23 protein-coding genes and 1 pseudogene are annotated in these 23,962 nt (G+C 69.4%); 7 read left to right on the top strand and 17 right to left on the bottom strand.

Going from position 1 to position 23,962, the window contains the following annotated elements; translation table 11 throughout:
- Nucleotides 1-52: 52 nt before the first annotated feature.
- Together OS889_RS08390 and OS889_RS08385 are read left to right on the top strand one after the other, a co-directional pair.
- Entirely contained in the window at nucleotides 53-2,236 is a 2,184-nt protein-coding gene (locus tag OS889_RS08390) for a DHH family phosphoesterase (protein WP_372388979.1), read from the top strand.
- 124 nt (nucleotides 2,237-2,360) lie between these two features.
- On the top strand, nucleotides 2,361-4,040 hold the full coding sequence (locus tag OS889_RS08385) for a tRNA uridine(34) 5-carboxymethylaminomethyl modification radical SAM/GNAT enzyme Elp3 (protein WP_372388976.1): 1,680 nt from the start codon (nucleotides 2,361-2,363) through the stop codon (nucleotides 4,038-4,040).
- A gap of 150 nt (nucleotides 4,041-4,190) precedes the next feature.
- Here the strand turns inward: OS889_RS08385 and OS889_RS08380 are convergent, their stop codons facing one another.
- The 6 genes from OS889_RS08380 to OS889_RS08355 all read right to left on the bottom strand — a co-directional run bounded on the left by OS889_RS08380 (nucleotide 4,191) and on the right by OS889_RS08355 (nucleotide 10,470).
- Nucleotides 4,191-4,688, bottom strand: coding sequence for a GNAT family N-acetyltransferase (locus OS889_RS08380; protein WP_372388974.1), 498 nt, complete (start codon nucleotides 4,686-4,688; stop codon nucleotides 4,191-4,193).
- A gap of 121 nt (nucleotides 4,689-4,809) precedes the next feature.
- Nucleotides 4,810-5,595 carry a DUF7847 domain-containing protein gene (locus OS889_RS08375; RefSeq protein WP_372388972.1) on the bottom strand — a complete coding sequence of 262 codons (786 nt, stop codon included), beginning with the start codon at nucleotides 5,593-5,595 and terminating at the stop codon, nucleotides 4,810-4,812.
- Nucleotides 5,596-5,713: 118 nt separating this feature from the next.
- The gene (gene sod / locus OS889_RS08370) at nucleotides 5,714-6,313 is read right to left on the bottom strand and encodes a superoxide dismutase [Mn] (protein ID WP_372388969.1); all 600 of its coding nucleotides are present in this window, start codon (nucleotides 6,311-6,313) and stop codon (nucleotides 5,714-5,716) included.
- Nucleotides 6,314-6,705: 392 nt separating this feature from the next.
- A complete protein-coding gene (locus OS889_RS08365; RefSeq protein ID WP_372388966.1) occupies nucleotides 6,706-8,148 on the bottom strand; it encodes a cryptochrome/photolyase family protein in 1,443 nt (480 codons plus the stop codon).
- Between the two features lie 126 nt (nucleotides 8,149-8,274).
- Nucleotides 8,275-8,964, bottom strand: a complete 690-nt coding sequence (locus OS889_RS08360; protein WP_372388963.1) for a 6-hydroxymethylpterin diphosphokinase MptE-like protein — start codon at nucleotides 8,962-8,964, stop codon at nucleotides 8,275-8,277.
- Nucleotides 8,965-9,234: 270 nt separating this feature from the next.
- The gene (locus tag OS889_RS08355; protein ID WP_372388961.1) at nucleotides 9,235-10,470 is read right to left on the bottom strand and encodes a dihydropteroate synthase; all 1,236 of its coding nucleotides are present in this window, start codon (nucleotides 10,468-10,470) and stop codon (nucleotides 9,235-9,237) included.
- A gap of 117 nt (nucleotides 10,471-10,587) precedes the next feature.
- On the opposite strand from OS889_RS08355, the gene OS889_RS08350 reads away from it, so the two are divergent.
- The gene (locus OS889_RS08350; protein WP_372388959.1) at nucleotides 10,588-10,893 is read left to right on the top strand and encodes a DUF5827 family protein; all 306 of its coding nucleotides are present in this window, start codon (nucleotides 10,588-10,590) and stop codon (nucleotides 10,891-10,893) included.
- Between the two features lie 30 nt (nucleotides 10,894-10,923).
- On the opposite strand, the gene OS889_RS08345 is transcribed toward OS889_RS08350, so the two are convergent.
- Nucleotides 10,924-11,502, bottom strand: coding sequence for an MBL fold metallo-hydrolase (locus tag OS889_RS08345; RefSeq protein WP_372388956.1), 579 nt, complete (start codon nucleotides 11,500-11,502; stop codon nucleotides 10,924-10,926).
- 121 nt (nucleotides 11,503-11,623) lie between these two features.
- On the opposite strand from OS889_RS08345, the gene OS889_RS08340 reads away from it, so the two are divergent.
- Together OS889_RS08340 and OS889_RS08335 are read left to right on the top strand one after the other, a co-directional pair.
- Nucleotides 11,624-12,133 (top strand): metal-dependent hydrolase, encoded by a 510-nt coding sequence (locus OS889_RS08340; RefSeq protein WP_372388954.1) that lies wholly within the window; start codon nucleotides 11,624-11,626, stop codon nucleotides 12,131-12,133.
- A 72-nt stretch (nucleotides 12,134-12,205) separates the two neighbouring features.
- Nucleotides 12,206-12,400 (top strand): cold-shock protein, encoded by a 195-nt coding sequence (locus OS889_RS08335; RefSeq protein ID WP_011571141.1) that lies wholly within the window; start codon nucleotides 12,206-12,208, stop codon nucleotides 12,398-12,400.
- 115 nt (nucleotides 12,401-12,515) lie between these two features.
- On the opposite strand, the gene OS889_RS08330 is transcribed toward OS889_RS08335, so the two are convergent.
- Entirely contained in the window at nucleotides 12,516-14,084 is a 1,569-nt protein-coding gene (locus OS889_RS08330) for a cryptochrome/photolyase family protein (RefSeq protein WP_372388951.1), read from the bottom strand.
- Nucleotides 14,085-14,275: 191 nt separating this feature from the next.
- Between OS889_RS08330 and OS889_RS08325 the strand changes: the two genes are divergently transcribed.
- Nucleotides 14,276-14,884 carry a response regulator gene (locus OS889_RS08325; RefSeq protein ID WP_372388949.1) on the top strand — a complete coding sequence of 203 codons (609 nt, stop codon included), beginning with the start codon at nucleotides 14,276-14,278 and terminating at the stop codon, nucleotides 14,882-14,884.
- A gap of 15 nt (nucleotides 14,885-14,899) precedes the next feature.
- Here OS889_RS08325 and OS889_RS08320 read toward each other — a convergent pair whose 3' ends face one another.
- The 5 genes from OS889_RS08320 to dgoD form a co-directional block, all read right to left on the bottom strand.
- Nucleotides 14,900-15,700 carry a creatininase family protein gene (locus tag OS889_RS08320; protein ID WP_372388948.1) on the bottom strand — a complete coding sequence of 267 codons (801 nt, stop codon included), beginning with the start codon at nucleotides 15,698-15,700 and terminating at the stop codon, nucleotides 14,900-14,902.
- 151 nt (nucleotides 15,701-15,851) lie between these two features.
- Nucleotides 15,852-16,913: a zinc-dependent alcohol dehydrogenase gene (locus tag OS889_RS08315; RefSeq protein WP_372388946.1), complete on the bottom strand. Its 1,062-nt coding sequence runs from the start codon at nucleotides 16,911-16,913 to the stop codon at nucleotides 15,852-15,854.
- 84 nt (nucleotides 16,914-16,997) lie between these two features.
- The gene (locus OS889_RS08310; protein WP_372388944.1) at nucleotides 16,998-18,266 is read right to left on the bottom strand and encodes a right-handed parallel beta-helix repeat-containing protein; all 1,269 of its coding nucleotides are present in this window, start codon (nucleotides 18,264-18,266) and stop codon (nucleotides 16,998-17,000) included.
- 64 nt (nucleotides 18,267-18,330) lie between these two features.
- A complete protein-coding gene (locus OS889_RS08305; protein ID WP_372388943.1) occupies nucleotides 18,331-19,125 on the bottom strand; it encodes an SDR family NAD(P)-dependent oxidoreductase in 795 nt (264 codons plus the stop codon).
- 1 nt (nucleotide 19,126) lies between these two features.
- Complete coding sequence (gene dgoD, locus OS889_RS08300; protein WP_372388941.1) at nucleotides 19,127-20,275, bottom strand: galactonate dehydratase; 1,149 nt, start codon at nucleotides 20,273-20,275, stop codon at nucleotides 19,127-19,129.
- Between the two features lie 180 nt (nucleotides 20,276-20,455).
- Here dgoD and OS889_RS08295 point away from each other — a divergent pair, with 180 nt between their 5' ends.
- Complete coding sequence (locus OS889_RS08295; RefSeq protein WP_372388940.1) at nucleotides 20,456-21,112, top strand: bifunctional 4-hydroxy-2-oxoglutarate aldolase/2-dehydro-3-deoxy-phosphogluconate aldolase; 657 nt, start codon at nucleotides 20,456-20,458, stop codon at nucleotides 21,110-21,112.
- A 22-nt stretch (nucleotides 21,113-21,134) separates the two neighbouring features.
- On the opposite strand, the gene OS889_RS08290 is transcribed toward OS889_RS08295, so the two are convergent.
- The 4 genes and pseudogenes from OS889_RS08290 to OS889_RS08275 all read right to left on the bottom strand — a co-directional run bounded on the left by OS889_RS08290 (nucleotide 21,135) and on the right by OS889_RS08275 (nucleotide 23,862).
- Complete coding sequence (locus OS889_RS08290; RefSeq protein WP_372388938.1) at nucleotides 21,135-21,425, bottom strand: DUF8036 family membrane protein; 291 nt, start codon at nucleotides 21,423-21,425, stop codon at nucleotides 21,135-21,137.
- Nucleotides 21,426-21,552: 127 nt separating this feature from the next.
- Nucleotides 21,553-21,819: pseudogene (locus OS889_RS08285) on the bottom strand (ArsR/SmtB family transcription factor); the annotation flags it as partial.
- A gap of 78 nt (nucleotides 21,820-21,897) precedes the next feature.
- Nucleotides 21,898-23,448, bottom strand: coding sequence for a molybdopterin-dependent oxidoreductase (locus tag OS889_RS08280; protein WP_372391585.1), 1,551 nt, complete (start codon nucleotides 23,446-23,448; stop codon nucleotides 21,898-21,900).
- A 6-nt stretch (nucleotides 23,449-23,454) separates the two neighbouring features.
- On the bottom strand, nucleotides 23,455-23,862 hold the full coding sequence (locus OS889_RS08275; RefSeq protein ID WP_372388937.1) for a hypothetical protein: 408 nt from the start codon (nucleotides 23,860-23,862) through the stop codon (nucleotides 23,455-23,457).
- Between the last annotated feature and the right edge of the window lie 100 nt (nucleotides 23,863-23,962).

The following is a 23,962-nucleotide window of genomic DNA, read 5'->3' as shown; positions in this document are numbered from 1 at the left end:
GGGCGAGCGGGATTCGACAATCGTTTTAGTCGTGGCACATTTGACTCTTGCAATGGATTGGATTACGCACGACGAGGACGTTTGGTTTGATTTCAGAGGCGATTCGCCGGAGCAGCTCACGCCGGGGCGGTTCTACAAGGGAACGGTCGACGGGTTCGCCGACTTCGGCGTGTTCGTCGACCTCGCGCCGGGCGTCACCGGCCTCCTCCACCGGAGCGAACTCGACCAGCGGCTCGAGAGCCTCGACTGGGAGTCGGGCGATACGGTGTTCGTCCAGGTGAAGAACGTCAGGAGCAACGGCAACATCGACCTCGGCTGGTCGATCCGCCAGTCCGAGTCGGAGTTCCGCGGGGCCCGCGTCCACGACCCCGACGGCGACGCCGACGGCGAGCCGATCGAGGCCGAAGACGACGGCCCCGAGCCGGTGAAGAAGACGCCGAAGGGCGTCTCGACGAAGTCCCGCGCCACGAACGGCACCGAGTCCGCCGAGACCGAAAGCGGCGTCGGCGGCGGGGCGGCGGCGGAGGCGTCCGAGGCCGACACTGACTCCGAGCCCGACGCCGAGGCCGACTCCGGTTCCGAATCGTCCGAAGAGCCCGCGGAGACGACGGCGGACGACGCCGCGGACGCCGCGGAGGTCGCGGCGGCCGGCGCCGCAGCGTCGACGGCGGCCAAGGCCGAAGAGGCCAGCGAGACCGAAAGCGCCCAGGAATCCGACGCCGAAGCGGACGCGGCCGAGGAGCCGCCGGAGCGCGTCGCGATCGACTCCCTCGGCGACCGGGTCGGCGACCGCGTCCGGATCGAGGGCGAGATCGTCGGCGCGCGCCAGACCGGCGGCCCGACGATCTTCGAGGTCCGCGACGAGACCGCCGTGGTCGACTGCGCCGCGTTCGTCGAGGCCGGCGTCCGCGCCTACCCCGAGATCGGGGAGGGCGACGTCGTCCGCCTCGACGGCGAGGTCGAGCTCCGCCGCGGCGAACTGCAGGTCGAGACCGAAGAACTCACCGAGCTCACGGACGAGGACGCCGAGGCGGTCGAACAGCGCCTCGTCGACGCGCTCGCCGAGCGCGCCCGTCCCGACTCCGTCGAGCCGCTGGCCGACCACGACGCCGTCGCGGCCGTCACCGACCAGCTGGCCGACGCCGCGGAGGCTATCCGAACGGCGGTCCTCCAGTCGCGGCCGATCGTGGTCCGCCACGCCGCCACCGCGGATGGATACGTCGCCGGCGCGGCCGTCGAGCGCGCCGTCCTCCCGCTGATCCGCGACGAGCACGCCCGCGCCGACGCCGAGTACCACTTCTTCACGCGCCGCCCGCTCGACGACCCCGTCTACGGGATGGACGCCGCGACGAACGACGTGACCCAGATGCTCCAGGACAGCGAGCGCCACGACGAGAAGCTCCCGCTCGTGGTCCTCGTCGGCGTCGGCGGCACGACCGACTCGCTCGACGGCCTCGGCCTGCTCGGCGTCTACGGCGCCTCGCGCGTCGTGGTCGACGCCGACGAGGTCGACACGGAAGTCGTCGACGAGGCGAGCGTCCTGGTCTCGCCGAGCCTCACCGAGACGGACGCCTCGGACCTCTCGACCGGCGCGCTCGGCGCGAACCTCGCGTCGGCCGTCAACGACGACATTACCGGCGATCTCGCACACCTCCCGGCGGTGAGCTACTGGGACGACGCGCCCGGGGCGTACGTCGACCTCGCCGCGGAGGCCGGCTACGACGCCGACCGGACGCGTGAGCTCCGGGAGGCCATCGCGCTGGAGGCGTACTACCAGTCCTACCAGGACAAGCGCGAGCTCATCACCGACCTCCTGTTCGAGGACGACGGCGGGCTCGCGGGTCACGTCTCCGAGCAGTTCCGGAGCAAGCTCGACGACGAGGTCGCGACCGCGCAGGCGAACCTCGAATCCCGCTCGGTCGAGGGGGTCGACGTCGGCGTCCTCGACGCGGACTCCTACAGCCACCGGTTCGACTTCCCGCCGACGTCGCTGCTCGCCTCGGCGCTTCACCGCCGGAACGGCCACGCGGTGACGGTCGTCTACTCGACCGACGAGCTGTTCGTCCGCGTCGACGGCGACGTCAACGTCCGGACGGCCGCGCGGTCGGCGAGTGAGGCCGTCCCCGAGGGCGGCGTCACGGCCGTCGGCGTCCGACAGAACCGCATCGAGTTCCTCTCGGGCGCCCGCGAGGACGTCGTCGACGCCGTCGTCGACGCCGTCGTCGACCAGCAGTAAGCCGACTCCGCGGCGGCGTTTCGTTTTCGCGCTCCCGACGACCGGGAGCGACACGCTTAACCCCGAAACCGGACGAGAACAGCGTAATGAGACGGTCGCTGGGACGCTCGGCGGTGATCCGCGCGTGAGTACGGACGCCGAGAGCGACGGCGAGTCCGACCCGACCGAGAGCGACGCCTTCCGGCGGACCTGCGAGGACCTCGTCGAGCGCATCCTCGACGGCGAGGTCGACCGCGAGAGCCTGGAGTCGGCGAAGCTCGACGCCTGCTCGGAACACTCCTCGCCGAAGGTCCCCAAGAACGTCGAGATCCTCCAGCACGCCCCCGAGGGCCGACGCGAGGAGGTGAAAGAAGTCGTCCGCCGAAAGCCCGTCCGGACCGCCTCGGGCGTCTCGCCGGTGGCGATTATGACCTCGCCGCATATGTGCCCGCACGGGAAGTGCCTCTACTGCCCCGGCGGGCCGGCCTCGGAGTTCGACTCCTCGCAGTCGTACACGGGTCACGAGCCCGCGGCCGCCCGCGGCGAGCAGAACGACTACGACCCGTACGGACAGGTGACGCTGCGGCTCGAACAGCTCCGACACATCGGCCACCCGGTTGACAAGGTCGAACTGATCCTGATGGGCGGGACGATGACCGCCCGCAGTCACGACTATCAGGAGTGGTTCGTCAAGCGCGCGCTGGAGGCGCTGAACGACTACGATCTGGACGCCGAACCGGAGCCGGCCGAAGAGCAGTCGTTCAAGCCCGACCCCGAGGACGTCGAGTTCCGCTACCTCGAAGACGTCATCGCCGAGAACGAGACTGCCGACATCCGGAACATCGGGACGACCTTCGAGACCAAGCCCGACTGGTGCGACCCCGAACAGATCGACCGGATGCTCGACCTCGGCGCGACGAAGGTCGAGGTCGGCGTCCAGACGACCTACGAGCGCATCAACAGGGAGATGCACCGCGGCCACGGCGTCCAGGCATCGATCGACGCCAACCGCCGGCTCCGCGATTCGGGCTTCAAGGTCGGCTTCCATATGATGCCGGGCCAGCCGGGGATGACGAAGGAGATGATCCTCGAGGACTTCCGGCAGCTGTTCGAGCGCGAGGAGTACCGGCCCGACTACCTGAAGATCTACCCGACGCTCGTCGTCCGCGGGACGCGCGTCTACGACCAGTGGCGCCGCGACGAGTTCGAGCCGCTCGGCAACGAGGAGGCCGCGGAGATCATCAGCGAGGTGATGGGGATGATCCCCGAGTACACCCGCCTCCAGCGCGTCCAGCGCGACATCCCCGCGGACTTCATCGACGCCGGCGTCTGGAAGTCGAACCTCCGGCAGCTGGCCGAACAGCGCGCCGAGGAGAAGGGCATCGAGATCCGCGACATCCGCGCCCGCGAGGCCGGGATGAACGACGCTGACCCCGACCCCGAGCGGGTGGAACTCGGTGTGAAAACCTACGAGGTCGCCGGCGGGACGGAGCACTTCCTGGCGTTCGAAGACCCCGTCGAGGACCTCCTCGTGGGGTTCTGTCGGCTCCGCTTCCCGAACGACCCGGTCCGACGGGAACTGGCGGACGCGGCCGTCGTCCGCGAACTCCACGTCTACGGGAGCGAGGCCGGCATCGGCAGCGGCCAAGGCGAGTGGCAGCACCGGGGCTACGGCCGCCGGCTCGTCCGCCGGGCGGAGGAGCTCGCCGCCGACGCCGGCTACGACTCGCTGGCGATCATCTCCGGGATCGGCGCGCGCCAGTACTACCGCGAGAAGCTCGGCTACCACCAGGACGGTCCGTACGTCTCGAAGCAGTTGGAGTAGGGGCTGACAGTCGACACTCGCGGTCCCGCGCCGACGTGTCGAGCACCCGCGGCCCGACGCGGGGCGACGTTCAGAGCACGAGGACACTGGCTGCGGATTCGTATATAAACGCTCGCGACGGGACGACGCGTCGAGAGCGGTAAAAGAGCTCTACGCGTCGTCGAGGCCGATCGACATCTCGATGTGCGGAATCCCAGCCTCCTCGAACTCCTCGCCGTGGGCGTCGTATCCGAGCCGCTCGTAGAACTCGCGGACGCGCGTCTGGGCGTGGAGCGCGAGTCGGTCGAACCCTTCCGTGCGCGCGGTCCCCTCGACGGTCCGCATTATGTCTCGACCCCAGCCCTCGCCGCGCCTGTCGGCCGCGACGGCGACCCGTTCGGCCTTCGCGGTCGTTTCGTCCGCCGCGCGGAGCCGGGCCGCCCCGACGGCCGCGCCGTCGTCGTACGCGACGAAGTGGGTCGCGTCGGCGCCGGGCTCGTCGTGGTCGTCGTACTCGATCGCCTCATCGACGCCCTGCTCGTCGACGAACACCGCTCGCCGGACGGCGAAGGCGTCACGCCGCTCGGCGTCGGTCTCTGCGACGAACACGCCGGTCCGTCCGTCGTCCGCTGCCCCGCCCCCGCGTCCGTCGTCGGCTGTGTCGGTCACGTCCGAGGTGTGGCGGGCCGGGAGGCTGAGCGTTTCGGATCGAGGTGCTGGATCGAACGACGTGTCGGATGGGGATCGAAATCGAAATCGGAATCTGAATCGGAAGAACGCGCTCCAGCCGTCAGGGCCGGTCGGTCGCGACGCCGCCGTCGACGGGGTTCGCGGTGCCGGTGCCGCCGAGGCCGCCCCCGTCGCCGTCGAGTACCTGCACGTACGCGTCGGCCATAATCCCGTAGAGGGCGATGAAGAGCACGGTGCTGAGGACGTTCACGATGACCTCGCTCGCGACCGGCGAGCCGACGAGGTCGATCACCGAGCCGACCGCGCCGACGACCGCACCGATGACTCCGCCGAGGAGGACGATGACCGCCAGCTTCAGGCGGTTCCCCTTCGAGTGAGTCCAGCTCCGCTTGATCGCTGCGATGGCGCGCTCGTCCTCGATGCTCACCTCGAAGGCGAAAAAGAGGAAGCACGCGCCCAGGTAGATGCCCGGGAGGATCAGGAACGCCAGCCCGATCGAGACGGCGATGCCGACCAGGATGCCGCCGCCGATGAGCGAGAGGGTGGCTCTGCCGACCCGACGGGTGTAGAGCGACGACGGGAAGGACCCCAGTTCGCGCATCGGGCGTGCGAGTCCCCGTGCCATCGCCACGAAGTACGCCGAACTGAGGACCATCACGAGCAGGAAGAGCACGGCCGCGACCGTGCCGGAGACGGGCAGCGTCAGCCCGAGCATCTGCGTCGCCTCGGCCGGCGCCCCCTCGGGCAGGAACCCGAGAACGAGCGTGTTGGCCGTCGCCTGAATCAGGAACTGGATGGCGAGCAGCGCGACGAACAGCACGCCGCCGCTTCGGGTGAGTACCCGTCTGATACCGTTACCGAACGCTTGACCGAGTCGGAGGGCCATACGGGTGTATCCCTCGCGATCCGTTATAAGACTACGCCAGACTCAGAAACGGATTTCAGCTATTGCCGCGGCTACCCGGCGGCGTCGCGAAAAATGGTCGGGGTGTACGAGTCGTCGCTTACTCGAAGAGTTCGACGGCCTGTTCGTAGCGGGCGGTGGGTTCGTCCCAGTCGACGACCTCGAAGAAGTTGTCGATGAAGTCGCCGCGGGCCGGGCCGTAATCGTGGTAGTAGGAGTGCTCCCAGACGTCGAGTGCGAGGATCGGGTGGGAGCCCCAGAGTGCGCCCTGGTCGTGCTTGTCGACGACGACGTTGCGCAGTTGGTTCGAGAACGAATCGTAGACCAACAGCGCCCAGCCGCCCGCGTTGGACGCGGCGGCCTCGAACTCGCCCTTCCAGGCTTCGTAGGAGCCGAAGTCCTCTTCGATGCGATCGGCGAGGTCGCCCGAGGGCTCGTCGCCGCCTTCAGGCGACATCGAGTTCCAGAAGAGGTCGTGCAGGATGTGACCCGACCCGTTGTGGGTCACGTTTCGGATCGCACCCGCAGATGAGGAGAAGTCGCCCGCCTCGCGGTTCTCTTCGAGCGTCTCTTCGGCGCTGTTCCAGCCGTTCACGTAGCCCTGGTGGTGCGTGTCGTGATGCCACGTCAGCACCTGCTCGGAGATGTGCGGTTCCAGCGCGTCGTAGTCGTACGGAAGGGGATCGAGTTCGTAGCTCATAGTGTAAGCCTCCGTTCCATCACACGTTCGGGACGCTGTTAAACATTCAGGGAGGTGTGGTAACAAGTATGTCACTGATTTCAGTTACCCCGGGTCGTCGCCGGTGTGCGCCGGACGCTCACGACCGATCGGCGTCACGGATCGGCCGTCGAGAGCCGCCGCGCCGATTCGGAGCGGCATCGATGGATTCGGTCAGACGCGGCTACGACACAGAGTGTCACACCGATACCATCTCAAGGGTAACTAATACTGCTTAGCGATCGCACGGCGAAGCGTCTCAGAATTGGAACGGAGACTCAGGCCACGAGCGGTGCCGACAGACGCGCGGACGCGCCGGATTCCGATCGCAGCGATATCGGAGAACCCTCTCGGCCGTAGGAGCAGCGGCGGGCTCACTCGTCGCCGCGTGCGGCCTCGAACATCGCCAGCGCCGACTCGCGGCGCTCGCTGTGATCGACGATCGGCTCGGGGTACTCGGGGGCGGCGTTCGCCCGCTGAGTCGGTGAGAGCTCGTGCCACTCGTGGATCAGGTCTGGCTCGACGCCGCGGAGCTCCGGCACGTACTCGGTGATGTACTCGGCGTCGGGGTCGTAGCGTTCGCCCTGCGTCATCGGATTGAAGATCCGGAAGTACGGCTGGGCGTCGGTCCCGGTGGAGGCGGCCCACTGCCAGCCGCCGTTGTCGTTGGCGGTGTCGTGGTCCGCGAGGTGGATCCGGAAGTGGTCGTAGCCCTCGCGCCAGTCGATCTGGAGGTCCTTCGTGAGGAACGAGGCGACGATCATCCGCACGCGATTGTGCATATACGCCTCCCGCTTGAGTTGGCGCATCCCGGCGTCGACGATCGGATAGCCCGTCTCGCCGTCCTTCCACGCCCGCAGCTCCTCGGGGTCGTTCCGCCACTCGATCTCGCGTTCGTACGTCCGGAAGTTCTCGGTGACCACCTCGGGGTTGTAAAAGAGGACGTGCGCGTAGAACTCCCGCCAGGCGAGCTGGGACTGGTACTCCTCGACGGAGTCGACCTCGTCGCCGTCGGCTCGCTCGTGGGCGGTCGCGGTCGCCTCGTACACCTCGCGAATCCCGATCGTTCCGAACTTCAGGTCCGTCGAGAGCCGCGAGACCGCGTTGCGAGTCGGGTAGTCCCGGTCGTCCTCGTACCGGAAGATGCCGTCCTCGCAGAACGCCCGGAGCCGCTCGCGCGCCGCGTCGGTGCCGGCGGACTGGACGTCGGCCTCCGGCTCGTCGAAGCCGAGTTCCTGAATCGTCGGCAGTTCGTCGCCGTCGATGTCGACGAGGGCGTCGGGGGCGGGCGCGTCGAGGGGCTCGGGCTTCTCGCGGTCGCGCCACTTCTTCCAGAAGTAGGTGAACACCGAGTAGGGCTCGCCCTCGTTCGTCGTGATCGACCCCGGCTCGTGGAAGATGGCGTCGTGGAACGACTCCCGGGCGACGTCGCGGTCGTTCAGCGCCCGTCGCACGCGGGCGTCGCGCTCGCGGGCGAGCCCCGAGTAGTCCCTGTTCCAGACGACCCGGTCGGCGTCGTACTCCTCGGCGAGGTCCGGGATGACCGACGCCGGATCCCCGCGGACGACGACGAGGTCCGAGCCGCGCTCGCGGTACCACGCCCGCAGTTCGGCGAGCGCGTCGAGCAGATAGCGGACGCGCGGCGCGCCGGCGTGGTCGAGGACCGCGTCGTCGAAGACGAAGACCGGGACGACGCCCCCCGACTCACCGTCGGTCGCGTCGGCCCCGACTGCGTCAGACTCGACCGCGTCGGCGGCGGCCGAAAGCGCCCGGTTGTCCGCCGCCCGGAGGTCTCGGCGGTGCCAGTGAATCTGCATACCGACCGGTGGGACGCCCCCGCCGTCAACGTGTCGGCAGAACCGCCGTAATGCCTACTCCACTTTTTACCGCGAGCGCCGTCAACGGGGGCGGCCCTCGGCGATGTGAGACGAGAGTAGTCAGTATCAGCCCTCGCCGACTTCGATCGGGTCGATCCCCTCGCGGCGTCCGTCCAGAACGGCGAACCGCTCGCCCCGCCGTCGTTCGAGGAGGTGGAGCAGGCGCTCGGCCCACCGGAGCTTCCGCGCCTTCGCGTCGCTCACGTCGGGATCGTCGAAGTCCCAGCCGACGAACCGGAGGTCGGCCGCGCCGAGCGCGTCGGCCAGGAAGGCCGCCCGGTCGCCGTCGGTGAAGCCGCCGAAGTTGTACACCGAATCCACGGGCGCGGCCTGGGTCGTCGCGAGCACGTGGTCGGCGTCGCACCGCGGCACCCACGCCTCGACGAGGTCGACGTTGTCGCCGTGGGCGTGGGCCGCGACCGGGATCCCGTCCCGGCTCAGTTCCACCGCCGTCTCGGGGTTCTTGTCGAGGTCCGTGACGAAGCAGTCGAGGTCGTAGCCGGCATCCAGAACGATGTCCGCGGCCGTCGAAGCCGCGAATATCCGGTCGGCGTCGGCGACGCGGTCGACCTCCTCGGCGAGGCCGGGCGCGGCGCCGACGACGGCGACGGTCTGGCCCGCACAGTCGAGTCGGTCGAGGTCGAAGGGCGTCGCGTACTCGGTGATGACGCCTCTGGCGCGCTCGTCGCCCTCGCGGGGGTACCCGAAGTCGCGGAGGATCGCCTCGTAGATCGGCTCCCAGGTCTCGAAGCGCATAGCTACCGCTCCCGGGCGTTACGGTACGAGCCGGAATGGCACCAAGTACCCCTACCCGCGTGCCCTTCCGGCTTCCATTGGGTCGGTTCCGAACGGTCCGTCATAAGCTTTCCCGTGTTCTGCGGCGTCTGACGCCCCCTGTGACGGCGTCAGACGGCAGTTTAGTGGGCGGACGTCCATTCAAACGCGCGAGACGCGCCGAATCAAACATCGACCCGGAAATTCCCGTGATACGGTCGGTACGATGGCGGCGGTCCGGGCGCAGTCCGGTCATTCGACGGCCTCCGCGATCGTATCGAGCGCCGCGGCCAGACCGTCGGACGCTTCCGATCGGTCGTCGACGCGGTCGGGGAACCCGGCGAGCGCCCGCGGCGTCCCGAACAGAAGCGCGCTCCGGCCGTCTGGACCCGAGTCGCTTCCGCCGTCGCTCCGGGGCGCCACGTCGCCGCGAGCGGCCTGGACGTCGCCGCCGTCGCCGACGACCACGGTCGCTCCCGAGCGGGCCGCAGCGGTCGAGAGCGCGCCGATGTCGCCGTCGGAGAGCCCGCCGAGCTCGAACACGCCGGTCGCGGCGTCGCGGGCGGCGTCGGCGGCGTCGGCAGCGCCCAGTCGGTCGAGGTGGCGCCTCGCCTCGGCGGGCGCGGTCACGTCCAGTTCCTCGACGGCGACGTCGCCGGCGCCGCGCTCGCGGACGCGCGAGCGGGCGAATTCGTGGCCGATCAGCGCGGCGTCCCGCGTCTCGGCGACGTCGTGGGTGCGGATCACGTGCGCGCCGCGTTCGACCGCCATCGAGGTCGCCGCCAGCGACACCGGCAGCGCCTCCTCCGTCGAGCGGCCGGCGACCTCGCGGAGGAAGTTCTTTCGATTGATGGAGACCAGGATCGGATAGCCGAGGCCGCGGAACTCCCGGAGCCGGCGGAACGTCTCGCGGTCGTCCGCTAGCGTCTTGTCCTCGGACCAGCCGCCGAAGGCGGGGTCGACGAGCGTCTTGTCGGTGAAGCCGTTGAGCGAGAGCGCGTCGTAGATATCGTCGACGTCCTCAATCGCGCCCGGCCGGGTCAGGTCCGGCGGCGAGGCCATCTTCGCGACCGCGACGTCGCGCTCCGCACAGACGCGGGGCATCTCCGGATCGGCGAAGCCGCAGATGTCGTTCACCATATCGAAGCCGCGGTCGAGCGCCTCCTCGGCGACCTCGTGGTAGCGCGTCTCGATCGAGAAGACGGCCTCGCCGGAGACGCTCTCGATCGTCTGGATAGCCGTTTCGAGCCGTTCGAGCTCCCCCTCCGCGGAGAGCACCTCGAAGCGCTTGTTCGCCGATTCGAGGCCGACGTCGACGATATCGGCGCCCTGGTCGATGAGCTCCTCGTCGACGTAGGCGGCGGCCTCGCCGGGGTCGTCGAAGACGCTCGGGTCGTAGGGGGACTCCTTCGAGACGTTGAGCACGCCCATAATCCGCGGCGGGTGCTCGTCACCGATCGGCAGTCCGGCGGCGTCGACAGTTCGCATACCCGACCTGAGGACGGCGGACACATATACTGTCTGGCAGCGGCTCGCGGGGAGGGAGCCCCCGTCCCGCCGACGCGACTCGTCGGTTCTTTGGCGCCGCGGCGCGAACGGCCGGCTATGCCCAGGCCCAAATCGGACTTCGAGACGCTCTACCCGTACCGGCTCTACGAGCCCGAGGAGATCCTCGATCCCGACCTGATGTACACCGTCCCGGAGATCGCCCGGCTCCTCCAGGGGCTCGATCCCGACGTCGAACTCGATCCCGAGACCGAAGAGAACCTCGTCCGGTGGACGGTTCCGTGGCTGATGACCCACACCGACGACCTGGTGATCAACGACCCCGTCGGCGACGAGCCGGGGTACTTCGGCGTCGAGAGCGACGAGCGGCCCGCAGAGGAGATCCCCGAGGACGCCGACGAGTGACGCGGTGACGGACGTCCGGCGCCGAGCGAGTCAGCCCATCTGTGCCGCGTGCTCGGCGACCTCCAGGTCCGAAAGCGGATCCTCGACGACGCTTCCCCCGTGGCCCGTGTGGAGCGCGCTGAGGTCGTCGCCGACCGCCTCGCGGAGCTTGCGGATGCTCTCGACGAGCGTCGCGCGGTCGCCGCCCTCCAGGTCGGTCCGGCCGAAGCTCCCGTTCTCGAAGACCAGATCGCCCGCGAAGCAGACGCCGGTCGCGGGGGCGTACAGGCAGACGTGGTCGGGCTTGTGCCCGGGCGTGTGGAGGACGTTGTAGTCGTCGTCGCCGAGCGGCACCGAGTCGCCGTCGGCGACGGCGTTGTCGACGTACTCGCTGTCGGCGTCGAACCCCCACGTCTCGACGTCGAATGCCTCGCGGATCGCGGCGACGTTCTCGACGTGGTCGGGGTGGGTGTGCGTGAGGTAGAGCCGATCGACGGCGTCGTTGTGGTCTCTGATCCGCTCGACGACGTCGAAGTTCGCCCCGGCGTCGACGAGAGCGGTCGTCTCGCCGGTGACGAGGAAGACGTTCGAGGTGAAGGCGCGAACGTCGCGTGCGAGGTTGTGTATCACGCTCCGACGTAGCCGACGAGCCGACTTCGCTCTTTCTCATCCGCCGCCTCGGCCCGGTGTCTCCGACGGCGCCTGGACCGAGAGCCCGTGGGCTTTTGGTCGCCCGCGACGACGCTCCGGTGTGTATCGGAAGGGCCACTACGGCGTCTCGCTGCTCGTGTTCGCGCCCGTCGCGTTCGTCCTCCTGGCGATCGACCGCGGCGATCTCGCGGTCGTCACCGGCGGCGCGATGCTCTGGCTGGCGATGCTGCCCGACCTCGACCACAAGATCCCGGGGATCTCCCACCGCGGCCCGACCCACTCGCTGGCGTTCGCCGCGCTCGTCGGCGCCGTCTTCGCCGGAATCGGAACCGCGCTGTCGGGGGTCGCGAGCGAACCGCTCTCGACGGCGGTCGTCGCGGGCGGGCTCTCGATCGCGGCCCTGGGGTTCGTCATCGGCGCGCTCGCCGTCGTGGCCCACCTCGCGGCCGACGCGCTGACGCCCGCGGGCGTGAACTTCCTGTGGCCGCTGTCCGGGCGGACCTACTCGCTCGGCCTCTGGCGCGCGGACAACGCCGTCGCGAACTACGGCCTGTTCGCTGTCGGCGTCTTCGCGACGGCCGCGGCGGCGTATCTCGGCGTCGCGGTGTGAGCCCCGGCCGGGGTCGGCGGCGGGGGCCGCGTCACAAAGCTTATTTATCGCCTTCTCGTTAGGGCAATTGCAATGGCGAAAGGTACGGTTGCGTTCTTTAACGACACAGGCGGTTACGGTTTCATCGAAAGCGAGGATTCTGAGGAAGACGTCTTCTTCCACATGGAGGACGTCGGCGGCCCGGACCTCGAAGAAGGCCAGGAAGTGGAGTTCGACATCGAGCAGGCCGACAAAGGCCCGCGCGCGACGAACCTCCAGCGCCTGTAAGAACGCAACACAGCGGTAGCGGTACTGCGGTCGGCGGTTCCGTCGATTCTCACCACGATTCTTCATTTTCACGCGCTGAGCGGGAGCCACGCCGTTCTCGCACGCCTTACAAGCCTCACAGATCGCCGTCCGCCGCGCGCTCGCGGACCTCGGCGGCGCGCTCGCGGATCGCGTCCCACTCGTCGTCGCTCTTGCGGTCCACGTGGGAGTACATCAGTCCCATCCGGCCGGTGCCGCGGAGCGTCTCCTCGTTGCGGTCGAGGAAGTCCCAGTAGAGCGCGTTGAACGGACAGGCGTTCTCGCCGGTAGTCTTGGTCTTCGCGTACCGGCAGTCCCCGCAGTAGTCGCTCATCCCGTCGATGTAGTTGGCCGAGCCGGCGTAGGGCTTCGAGGAGAGAACGTCCGATCCGAACGTCCCCATCCCGACGACGTTCGGCGTCGTCACCCAGTGGTAGGCGTCGACGAAGCCGAGGTGGAACCACTCGTTCAGCTCCGCGGGGTCGACGCCGTAGACGAGCGCGAAGTTCGCGAGCACCATCAGGCGCTCGATGTGGTGGGCGTAGCCGCGGTCGCGGACGTGGCCGACCGCCTCCGAGAGGCATTCCATCTCGGTGTCGCCGTCCCAGTACAGCGGCGGCAGCGACGCGGTCTGATCGAGCTGGTTCGCCGTCGCGAGCTCCGGCATCGCCCGGCGGTAGACGTGTCGCATAAACTCCCGCCAGCCGATCACCTGGCGGACGAAGCCCTCGACGCTGTTGAGCGGGGCCTTGCCCGACTCGTAGGCCTCGACCGCCGGCTCGACGACCTCCCGCGGGTGGAGCAGCCCGAGGTTCAGCGCCGCCGACAACAGGGAGTGACACAGCGCCCACTCGCCGTCGAGCATCGCGTCCTGGTACGCGCCGAATTCCGGGAGCCTGACGGAGACGAAGTGCGAGAGCGCCTGTCGGGCCGCCTCGCGGGTGACCGGCCAGACGAACGGCTCCGCCGAGCCCCAGTGGTCGCCGTATCGCTCCTCGACGAAGGCCCGCACCTCGCGGGTCGTCTCGTCGGGCTCGAACCGCGGGACGTCGGGCGGGGACCACTCTGGGGGCGGCGTCTCCCTGTTTTCGTCGTCGTAGTTCCACGCCCCGCCGACCGGCTCGTCGCCGTCCATCAGGATGCCCGTCTCGCGGCGGACGTGGCGGTACCACTGCTCCTGGCGGAACGTCCGGTCCGCGTCGGCGGCTCCGCTGGCTCCGTCGCCTCCGCCGTCTCCATCTCCGCCGTCCCCATCCCCGCCGCCTCCGTCACCGGCCCACTCGTCGAAGAAGTCGCGGCTCGTCAGAAAGAGGTCGTTCTCGACGAGCGTCAGCGAGCCGCCGCGCGACTCGACGAGCTCCCGTCGGCGCTCGTCGGCGCCGTGACTCGGCGACTCCAGCCCGACGAGGTCGTCGCCGGGGTTCGACGCGAAGTAGCGGTCGAGCGCCTCCCCGAATGTCTCCGCGCGGAGGTAGGTGACCTCGTAGCCGCGCTCGCGGAGCTCGTCCCGGAAGTGCCGCATCGCGCTGAAGACCAGCGTGAGCTTCTGCGGGTGGTACGGCCGTCGGTCGGCGAAGGCGTGGGCTTCGATCAGGAGCACGCGATCGGCCGCGGCGAGCGGCGCGCTCTCGGGAGAGAGCTGATCGCCCAGGAGCCAGACCGTCATCGTCCGTACCTGGGAGGGCGACGACAAAACCGCCACGGCCATCGCTCGGCAGCGACCGCGCGCCTCGCCCGCCCGCGACGACGTAATTTCGTCCGAAACGCCCGATTTCGGGCGTTTCGGAGAGTTGTTCGCGAGAACGGACGTAGGGCAAGAATTTAGACGGCGGGCTCCGAGGGGGTACATAGACCGATATGGACGGCGCTACTCCCCGAATCCTCGTCGTCGAAGACGAGCCTGACTTGGCCGAACTCTATGCCATCTATCTCTCGGATACGTACGATGTGGAGACGGCGACCGACGGCACGACCGCGCTCGAACTCGTCGACGACGACGTCGACATCGTCCTCCTGGACCGCCGGATGCCGGACCTCACGGGCGACGAAGTGCTCGAAGAGATCCGGGCCCGCGGCATCGACGCGCAGGTCGCGATGATCACCGCGGTCGAGCCCGACACCGACATCGTCGAGATGCCCTTCGACGACTACCTCGTCAAGCCCGTCACCCAGGACGACCTCCACAGCCTCGTCGAGGTCCTCCTCCGCCGGGCGAACTACGACGAGCGCTCCCAGGAGTTCTTCCGGCTCGCCTCGAAGAAGGCCGCCCTCGAATCCGCGCCCGACGTCGCCGTCGAGAACGAATCCGAGTACCAGGAGCTGACACAGCGGATGGAGGAGATCCGCGAGGATCTCGACGACACGCTGGCGGACCTGAGCGACGACGACTTCCGCGACGCGTTCGCGTCGTTCCCCGACGGTGAGGGCGACTTCGACGTCGACGAATCGGATTCGGACCCCTTCTGATCGCTGGCTTCGCTTCTACTCCCGCCGACTGCCCGGCTGCGGATCCACGTGCGCCGGCGCCAGCAGGTCGTCGAGGCGCTGTTCGTCGAGCCACTCCAGCAGTCGGACCAACTGCTCCGTCGCGGCCTCGAAGAGCCGTTCGCCGATTTCCGCGGTCGCGTCCGTCTGATCGCCGAAGACGCCGTTCTCGGAGTTCTCGATCGCGTCGTAGAACGTCCGCGCGCCGTGTTTCTGGAGGAATTCCGCGGTCTCGACGTCGGCGAGGCCGCCGTCCCGCGCGGCTTCGAGGCGGTCCTCGCGCACCAGATCGGGGGCCAGATGCTGGATCATCGCCGTCTCCTTCGGGCCGCCGTGGGGGCCGTTGTGCTCGAAGACCTCCTCGACCAGATCGGGGATCGACTCGTCCCACATCCACTCGATCGCGTACATCGTCCCGTCGTCGCGGAGGCGGCGGCCGACCTCCCGCAGGTGGTCGACGTTGCCGCCGTGGGCGTTGACGTAGACGACGCGGTCGATCCCGTGGTACGCGAGGTTCCGCGTCAGCGACTCGACGTAGTCGCGGAACTGCGGCGGGTCGATCCACATCGTGCCGTGGAACTGCCGGTGGTGCGGGCTGACGCCGACGTTCACCGTCGGCGTGCAGAGGTATCCCGTCCGGTCGGCGGCCTCGCGCGCGAGGCCCTCCGCGATGAGGTGGTCGGTCGCGAGCGGGAGGTGCGGGCCGTGCTGCTCGGTCGAGCCGAGCGGGATCAGGGCGACCGATTCCTCCGCGACGTACTCGCCGAGTTCCGGCCAGGTCCGGTCTGCGACGTACATACCGGCCGGAGGCGATGGAGCGTCAAGAAGGTACCCACCGCGGACCGCAGCGCGGGAGCGGGGTCGTCGGTGGCGTTCGGTGTGGTCCCGTCCTGCGATGGACGGTCGCCCCCGCCGGGACTTACTGGGGCCGGCGTCCCAGTCGATCCGGTCAGGGATGCAACACGACCTTCACGCCCGCTCTGTCGGCCTCGGCCTCGAAGGCGGCCTCGTAGTCGGTCAGGTCGAACGCGGGCCCGACGACCGGCGCGAGGTCGACAGACGGCGCGATCGAGAGCGTGCGGTGCCAGTCGGTCGCCCGGCGGGCGTTGACCGTCCGGACCGCGATCTCCTCGTTCACGAGGCCGTTGAGGTCGACCGGCACCCGGTCGGCGCCGTGGTACACGCCGATCTGGACGAGCTCGCCGCCGGGACGGAGGCTCGACTCCGCGAGCCGGAGCGCGGACTCGTGGCCGGACGCCTCGACGAAGACGTCGACCGGCTCGTCGAGGGGCCCCTCCCCGACCGTGCGGGTCGCGGCCGCGCCCATCTCGCGGGCGATCGGGAGCCGCGTCCCCTCGTCGGCTGCCGCACCGATCATCACGACCTCGCTCGCGCCCGCCTCGACGGCGGCGATGAGTGCGCTCAGGCCCGCCGATCCCGGCCCGGTGATCGCGACGCGGTCGCCGGCCGCGAAGGCGGAGACGTCGAGACCGTGGACGCCGATGGCGAGCAGTTCGAGGAACACGCCCTCGTCGAAGGAGAGGCCCTCGGGGAGTCGGTAGAGGTTCCGCGCCGGGACGGTCACGTACTCCGCGAGCGCGCCCTGGACCTCCGTGTCGATACCGATCGACTTCCGGCCGTGCGGCGAGAAGCCGGTCTCGGTCGTACAGAGGTTCTCCCGCCCCTCGCGGCAGTTGCGGCAGCGCCCGCAGGAGATTCGGGGCTCGACCGCGACGCGCTCGCCCCCCGTCCAGTCCTCGACGCCCGGGCCGACGGCGTCGACGACGCCCGCGAACTCGTGGCCGAACACCTGCGGGAGGTGCGGTTCGTAGCGGTGGAACGACTCCGCCCAGCGGTAGAACGGCGCCTCGACGCCGCCGTCGATGCCGACCGACTCCACCGCGATCCGGACCTCGCCCGCGCCGGGCGTCGGGACCGGTCGCTCCGCGAGCGTCATTCCCGGCCGCGGATCGCGCTTTTCCAGCACCGTCATTCGATCCTCCGCTGTCATAGGTCGGCGTTCGCAGAAGCGACGCTTACCTGTTCGGGTCGCGAGCGGGATCCGAGGCGTGGGACGATCCCAGGTCGCCGTCGATCACGCCCACGGACTGTCGCCCCCCGTGTGTCCGACCCCTGATCCCTCGGGGAGGTCCCCACGGCACTCGGCGGTGAGCGGCTGTCCCCGGTCGGGTTCGACGCGGTTCCCGCAGACGTGTCTCTGATCGTCCAGACTGACCTTCTCTCGGTCCTCGAACCCCAGCGCGACGTCGGTGAAGTCGTGGAAGTAGTTGCCGTAGAGGTCGTTCTCGTAGCTCTGTTCGGGATAGCCCGCGTCGAACTCAACCGCCATCGCGCAGCCGTAGATCTCGTTCCAGCGGACGACGTTGTGGTGACCGTTGTGACTGATCACGACCGGCGTGGTCTCGTCGGCAGTCAGGCCACCGCCGGCCGACGTGCAGTACTCCACGGTGCAGTGGTGCGTCCCCGGCTTCAGATCCACCATCTCAGCGTGTCCGTGGCCCGCGCTCGCGTCGATGTGGTGGATGTGGACGTTGTTCGTCTCGTCTTCGGGGTAGCCCTTGCCCGGGGGGTTGCCGACGTAGACGATCTCGCCGTTGTGGCTGTCCGCGTCGCCGAGGAGGTACTTCACGCCCGCGGGGCCGTGGACTCGGAACTCGCCGACTTCCACGTTCTCCGACCAGTGGACCTTGATCAGATCCGCGCGGCAGTTGCCGACGGCGTGGGGTTTGACCACCGCGCCCGTGAGGTACTCGTCGTCTTCGACCGGCCGGTCGGGACGCTCGCCGCTCTTGATCCGCTCGTAGAACGTCTCGTTCACCTGGAGTTGGGATTCGGCGTACGCATCGGGGTCTTCGGGGCGCGAGGGGTCGTACAGCCCGTCGAACGTCAGCCCGGTCAGATGGACGTGATCGTGGTTGATCTCGAAGGGCTGTCGCGAGCGATAGACCGCCTCCGGCGGGCCCGTGATCGTGATCGGAGCGGACGCCGTCCCGGCCCGAGCGGTTCGAACCGACGTTCCACTGCCGTATTCGCCGGGGAGAGCGTAGACGGTCTGCCCGGGGAGCGCCGCGTCGATCGCGGTCTGTAACCGCCCGACGGGTTCGTCCCGGGTGCCGACGTTCCGATCGGAGCCGTCCGGGCTCACGAAGATCGTCTCGGGGTTCTCCCGGGGCGTCGCCGGCTCGTCGGCCGACGCAGTCGCAGTCGGTGTCCCGCCGGTCGCCGAGGCCGTCGCCTGTTCGGGGGACGGTGCCGTCTCCGACTCCGGCCCCGATTCGGACAGACAGCCCGCGAGCGATCCCCCGGCTCCGACCCCGAGCGCGAGAAACGTCCGTCGTCGCATAATCTCGGTCCGGATGGCACGAGCATATAGGTACGGGCCCGTGGCGGCGCGAGCCGACCCTGGCTCACTCCCGATCGTCCCGCCGCGCCCGATAGTCCGGCAGCGTGTCGTCCTGCATCACGGCCGTCCGGCCGCCGTCGACGAGGAGGTTCGCGCCGGTCACGAAGCCCGCCTCGTCGCTGGCGAGGAACGCGACCGCGCTCGCGACGTCCTCGGGCGTCCCCAGCCGCCCGACCGGGTGGATCGACTCGATCTCGCGGCGCCGCTCGTCGTCCATCGCCGAGAGCGTCCGCTCGATGGCGATCCAGCCGGGGTTCACCGTGTTGACGCGGATGTGGGGCCCCAGGTCGAGCGCCATCGCCCGGGTCATTCCGTTGATGCCGGCCTTCACGGCGTTGTACGGGAACATCTCGGGCATCGTCAGGAACGCGTGGTTCGAGGAGACGTTGACGATCGCACCCGAGTCGATCCGCTCGGCCGCGGCCCTCGCACACAGCCAGAACGCCCGGAAGTCGGTCTCGACGACGAGTTCCCAATCATTCATCGTCGCGTCTTCGATCCCGGTCTCGGTCTCGACCCCCGCGTTGTTCACGAGGACGTCGAGCCGGCCGTACTCCGCGACGGTCGCCTCGAACAGCGCCTCGATGTCGTCGGGGTCGCGCATATCCGCGCGGACGAAGGTCGCCGCGCCGCCAGCGTCCTCTATCTCGGCGACGGTGGCCTCGCCGGCCTCGCGCGTCCGCCCGGTGACGACCACGCGGGCGCCCTCGTCGGCGAGTCGCCGTGCGATCCCCGCGCCGATCCCGCGGGTGGAGCCGGTGACGACCGCGACGCGGCCGTCGAATCTGTCTCCCGGCATCTCACCACTCCGCGACGCTCCCGTCGTCGTGGCGCCAGACGGGGTTGTGCCAGTCGGTGTCGCCGGCGACGTCGCGGACGTGCGCCTCGTCGATTTCGATGCCCAGTCCGGGCCCGGTCGGCAGTTCGACGTAGCCCTCGTCGTACTCGAAGACCGAGGGGTCCGCGAGGTAGTCCAGCACGTCGCTCTCCTCGTTGTAGTGGATGTCGAGGCTCTGCTCCTGGATGAGCGCGTTCGGCGAGCAGGCGTCGACCTGGACGCAGGAGGCGAGCGCGATCGGCCCGAGGGGACAGTGCGGGGCCACGGCGACGTCGTAGGCCTCGGCCATCGCGGCGGTCTTCTTCACCTCGGTGATCCCGCCGGCGTGGGAGAGGTCCGGCTGGATCACGTCGACGGCGCCGCTCTCGAAGACCTCCTTGAAGTCCCAGCGGGAGTACATCCGCTCGCCGGTCGCGATCGGGACCGTCGTGCTCGCGGCCAGCTCCGGGAGCCAGTCGTTGTGCTCCGGCAGCACGGGCTCTTCGACGAACATCGGCTCGTGGGGTTCCAGCGCCGCCGTGAGGCGCTTTGCCATCGGCTTCGAGACGCGGCCGTGGAAGTCGACGCCGATATCGACCTCGCTGCCGACGGCCTCGCGGACGGCCGCCAGGCGCTCGCGCGCGGCGTCGACGGCCTCGGGCGCGTCGACCCGCCGGAGCTCCGGCGTCGCGTTCATCTTGAGCGCGGTGAACCCCTGGTCGACCTTCTCGCGGGCGGCCTCCGCGACGCCGGCGGGGCGGTCGCCGCCGACCCACTGGTAGACCCGCACGCGGTCGCGGGCGCGGCCGCCGAGCAGTTCGTAGACCGGCGCGCCGAACTGCTTGCCCTTGAGGTCCCACAGCGCCTGGTCGATCCCGGCGATGGCGGACATCAACACCGGGCCGCCGCGGTAGAAGCCGCCGCGGTACATCGTCTGCCAGTGGTCTTCGATCGGCGTCGGATCCTCGCCGACGAGATACGTATCGAGCAGTTCTTCGACGGCGGTCTCGACGGTCCGCGCGCGGCCCTCGACGACCGGCTCGCCCCAGCCGACGCGGCCGTCGCTGGTCTCCAATCGGAGAAAGAGCCAGCGCGGCGGCACGCGGTAGAGGTCGTAGTCGACGAGCCGCATCACGCGATCGCCCCCGGGAGAGCGGTCTCTGCGGTCCGGGACGCGGCCGATCCGGACGGACGGAGTGACGGTGCCATAGTTCGTAACTCGGACGCGTGTACAAAAATATCTGCACTGTCGCTCCGAGACGGAGCGACCGCCCGTCGGACGATTTATGGCCGCGAGCGGTCAGAGACGAGTATGAGCAGAAAGCGACACGCGGATTTGGGTCGGATCCGAGAGACGGGGATCGTCGGGATCCTCCGCGGCGTCCCCGAGGCGAAGACGATCGACGTGGTCGAGGCGCTCGCGGCCGGCGGCGTCGACGTCGTGGAAGTCACCGCCGACACCGACGGCGCGCTCGACACGATCTCCCGCCTCAGCGACGTCTTCGACCGCTCGGAGGTGCTCGTCGGCGCCGGGACCGTCCTCGACAGCGAGACGGCCGTGGCCGCGCTCCGCGCGGGCGCGGAGTTCGTCGTCACGCCGAGTTTCGACCGCGGGGTCGTCGAGGCGTGCAACCGCTACGGCGCGGTTGTGGCGCCGGGCGTGATGACGCCGACCGAGGCGCTCACCGCCTACGAGGCGGGCGCCGACCTCCTGAAGATCTTCCCCGCGTCGACTCTCGGCCCCGGGCACGTCCGGAGCATCCGCGGCCCACTCGACCAACTCCCGCTGGTCCCGACCGGCGGGGTCGACCTCGACAACGTCGCGGACTTCATCGAGGCGGGCGCCGCGGGCGTCGGCGTCGGGAGTTCCCTCGTCGACGGCGAGGCGGTCGCCGCCGAGGAGTACGGGGCGATCCGCGAGCGCGCCGCGTCCTTCCGCGAGGCGATCGAGCGCGCGCGGTCGGCGTAGGTCGCCGTTCCGACCCCGCCGGCTACCGCATCGAGACGATCGTCAGGAAGAGGATCGCGACGAACTGGAGGGCGCGCATCGCCAAGACCGCCTGCTGGGCGGCCGCCGAGCCGGTGTAGAGCATCCCCATACTGAAGAAGAACGACAGCGCGACGAGGTTCTCGATCGCGAGCACCACGGCGAAGCCGAGCAGTCCGAGGGTGAGCGGCGTCCGGAACGCCCGGTAGTTCCGGGCCCAGACGACGCCCAGGGCGACGAGGAGCAGGACGTTCAGCGCCGAGAGCGCGGCCGCGACGCTCAGGAACGGCGTCATCGGTCGCCTCCGCGAGAGCGAACGTCTGCGATCGGTGCGCGCGGGTCAGTCGTGGGAGTCATTCTGTCTCGTCCTCCGTGTTCGCGTCCGTATCCGCATCCGTGTCGGCGTCCGTATCGAGCGCCGCCTTCTCGACGATGCGTCCGAAGGCGTCCCGGTTGGCCTCGAAGCGGTCCGTGAGGAAGTACAGCTCGCCGTAGTCCTCGCCGCCGGGCTCGACGACGTCGTGGTCGACGAGCATATCGAGGTGGTGCCGCACGGTGTTGTAGTCCACGTCGAGGAGGTCGGCGAGCTGATTGGCGTTCCGCGGGCGGTCGTCGAGCAGCCGGATGATCCGCGCCCGGTTGGCGCCGCCGCGCGTGCCCGCCAGCAGGTACCAGAGTGCCTTCTCCATCGCGATTCGGGTGACATTCAGACCGTTCGTGTAAAGGTGTCCCGGTGAGTCGATCCGCCTCCGCGACCGGACGCCCGCTCACACGTCGACCTGCTTCGACACCCACCCGGTCGAGCCGCTGGGGTAGGCGTCGGACTCCTCTTTCGGTTGGACCGCGCCGGTCCCGTCGATCGCCCGGACGACGACCTCGTGGGACGACTCCGGCGCGTAGACGTGGCGCCACTGCCGCCAGACGTCGTCGCCGGGCAGCGGCTCCGAGAGCTCGGCGTCGGTCCAGGTCTCGCCGCCGTCGGTCGAGACCTCGACGCGCTCGATGCCGCGCGTCCCGGCGTAGGCGTGGCCGGCGACCTCGATTTCTCCACCGTCCAGCCGCGTCGTGCTCCACAGTTTCGCCACGGTGTTGACGGGGCCGGTGCCGTGCCAGCCGCGCTGCTCCCAGTAGCCGTTTGCTTCCTCTTCGAGGAGTTCGATCTCCGAGACCCACTTCACGTTGGTCTCGCCCCAGTGGCCGGGCACGAGCACCCGCACGGGATGGCCGTGGGACTTGGGGAGCGGCTGGCCGTTCATCTCCCACGCGAGGAAGGCGTCCTCCAGCGCGTCGACCGGGAACTGGACGAAGTAGTCGTCCTCGGCGCGGAGCATCGCACAGCCGCAGGCGCCGCCCGGATCGACCTCCTCCAGGATGGGCTTCAGCGGCGTCCCGGTCCAGACCGCCGTGTCGAGCTTCTTGCCGTTGAGCTTCTCGCCGACGCACCGGAGCGTGACGTAGCGGTGTTCGACCGGGCGCTCTGTCAGCTCCGCGAACGTGACGGTGCGCTCCTCGCCGACCGCGCCGGTGAACGTCAGCGACCACTCCTCGGAGGGGACCTCGGGGTCGAACTGCGCGATGTCGACGTTGTAGAACCCCCCGATCTCGCTCACGAGCCCCGGGAGGCCGTCGGCCGCCCAGTCGAGCGACTGCGACTCGGCGTCGGCTATGAGCCGCTCGACCTCGGTCAGGTCCGCCTCGGCCGTCGCCGTCTCGGCGTCCGCCTGCTGCATCTCCTCGGGCGTCGCGGTCGCGGGGGTGTCGACGTCGGACTCCGGTCCCGCGGGGGTCGATTCCGCTCTCCGCGTCCGGAGCAGTCCGAGCGCCCCCGCGAGCGCGACGAGCGCCAGCGAGCCGACCTCCGAGAGCAGCATCCGCCGGCCCGCGGAGGGGTTCGCCGCCTCCGCGGTCGACAGCGACGACGCCTCGACGGCGACGAGCAGTGCCACGGGGACGGCCGCGCCGAGGGACAAGACCGGCCGGGCCGTGAGCGCGGCCGCAACGCCCCAGGCGAGGGCACCGCCGAGTACCGGCGCCGCGAGCCGCGATGCTCGGCCGATCTGCTGCGCGCCGACGTATCCGGCCACCCCGGCCGCACCGAGCGCGCCGACCGCGAGGGCCACAGAGAGCCCGATGTGGAGGAGATGCGCCTCCTCGCCGACGTTGGTGATCATAAACGCGACGAGCGAACCCGGGGTCGATCGGACGACGAAGGCGTCGATCGGCGCGACGACGAACTGCCGGGAGTAGCCGGCGACCGCGTAGGAGCCGACGACGCCCCCGATCCCGGCCGCGCCGGCGAGCCTGAGTCTACGATCCATCATCGATCACCCCGACATCTCGGTGCTCGTGGACTCGTTCGACGTCTCGGTCTCCATCGACTCGTTCGTCGATTGCATCGTCATCGAGTCGTCCATCGATTCAGTCGACATCGAATCGTCCATTGATTCGGTCCCCATCGAGTCGTCCATCGATTCAGTCGTCATCGAATCGTCCATCGATTCAGTCGTCATCGAATCGTCCATCGACTCGGTCCCCATCGAATCGTTCATCGTCTCGGTATCGGTCTCCGTCCCCATCGAGTCTTCGGCCGTCTCGCCGCTCATCGACGCTTCTGTCGTCTCGTCGTCGGGTGTCTGTCCGCCGGAGCCGCCCGAGCAGCCGGCGAGCGCGGCGACCGCGGCCGCGCCTGCGGCGCTCAGCATCCGCCGTCGTGAGAGGTCGGGGTCCATCATCCGGGCGGACGGAGACGCGACAGGGGAAAGTACGTTTTTCAAGGTCGGATCGGACTCCGGACCGGATTCCGCTCGAATCTCCCCCGACTGCGTACAAACT

The organism is Halobellus sp. MBLA0158 (assembly GCF_041477585.1).
In the GTDB taxonomy this organism is placed as follows: Archaea; Halobacteriota; Halobacteria; order Halobacteriales; family Haloferacaceae; genus Haloquadratum; species Haloquadratum rubicundus.
Note: the sequence above shows the minus strand (reverse complement) of the source record. Positions and strands in the feature narration are given on the sequence as shown.

Bases quoted from the DNA above. Each gene is read 5' to 3' on its own strand.
- OS889_RS08390 (WP_372388979.1), top strand. From the start codon at position 53: ATGGATTGGATTACGCACGACGAGGACGTTTGGTTTGATTTCAGAGGC.
- OS889_RS08375 (WP_372388972.1), bottom strand. From the start codon at position 5,595: ATGGCCCTCCGACTCGGTCAAGCGTTCGGTAACGGTATCAGACGGGTA.
- sod (WP_372388969.1), bottom strand. From the start codon at position 6,313: ATGAGCTACGAACTCGATCCCCTTCCGTACGACTACGACGCGCTGGAA.
- OS889_RS08365 (WP_372388966.1), bottom strand. From the start codon at position 8,148: ATGCAGATTCACTGGCACCGCCGAGACCTCCGGGCGGCGGACAACCGG.
- OS889_RS08360 (WP_372388963.1), bottom strand. From the start codon at position 8,964: ATGCGCTTCGAGACCTGGGAGCCGATCTACGAGGCGATCCTCCGCGAC.
- OS889_RS08355 (WP_372388961.1), bottom strand. From the start codon at position 10,470: ATGCGAACTGTCGACGCCGCCGGACTGCCGATCGGTGACGAGCACCCG.
- OS889_RS08350 (WP_372388959.1), top strand. From the start codon at position 10,588: ATGCCCAGGCCCAAATCGGACTTCGAGACGCTCTACCCGTACCGGCTC.
- OS889_RS08335 (WP_011571141.1), top strand. From the start codon at position 12,206: ATGGCGAAAGGTACGGTTGCGTTCTTTAACGACACAGGCGGTTACGGT.
- OS889_RS08330 (WP_372388951.1), bottom strand. From the start codon at position 14,084: ATGACGGTCTGGCTCCTGGGCGATCAGCTCTCTCCCGAGAGCGCGCCG.
- OS889_RS08325 (WP_372388949.1), top strand. From the start codon at position 14,276: ATGGACGGCGCTACTCCCCGAATCCTCGTCGTCGAAGACGAGCCTGAC.
- OS889_RS08320 (WP_372388948.1), bottom strand. From the start codon at position 15,700: ATGTACGTCGCAGACCGGACCTGGCCGGAACTCGGCGAGTACGTCGCG.
- OS889_RS08315 (WP_372388946.1), bottom strand. From the start codon at position 16,913: ATGACAGCGGAGGATCGAATGACGGTGCTGGAAAAGCGCGATCCGCGG.
- OS889_RS08310 (WP_372388944.1), bottom strand. From the start codon at position 18,266: ATGCGACGACGGACGTTTCTCGCGCTCGGGGTCGGAGCCGGGGGATCG.
- OS889_RS08305 (WP_372388943.1), bottom strand. From the start codon at position 19,125: ATGCCGGGAGACAGATTCGACGGCCGCGTCGCGGTCGTCACCGGCTCC.
- dgoD (WP_372388941.1), bottom strand. From the start codon at position 20,275: ATGCGGCTCGTCGACTACGACCTCTACCGCGTGCCGCCGCGCTGGCTC.
- OS889_RS08295 (WP_372388940.1), top strand. From the start codon at position 20,456: ATGAGCAGAAAGCGACACGCGGATTTGGGTCGGATCCGAGAGACGGGG.
- OS889_RS08290 (WP_372388938.1), bottom strand. From the start codon at position 21,425: ATGACGCCGTTCCTGAGCGTCGCGGCCGCGCTCTCGGCGCTGAACGTC.
- OS889_RS08280 (WP_372391585.1), bottom strand. From the start codon at position 23,448: ATGGATCGTAGACTCAGGCTCGCCGGCGCGGCCGGGATCGGGGGCGTC.
- OS889_RS08275 (WP_372388937.1), bottom strand. From the start codon at position 23,862: ATGATGGACCCCGACCTCTCACGACGGCGGATGCTGAGCGCCGCAGGC.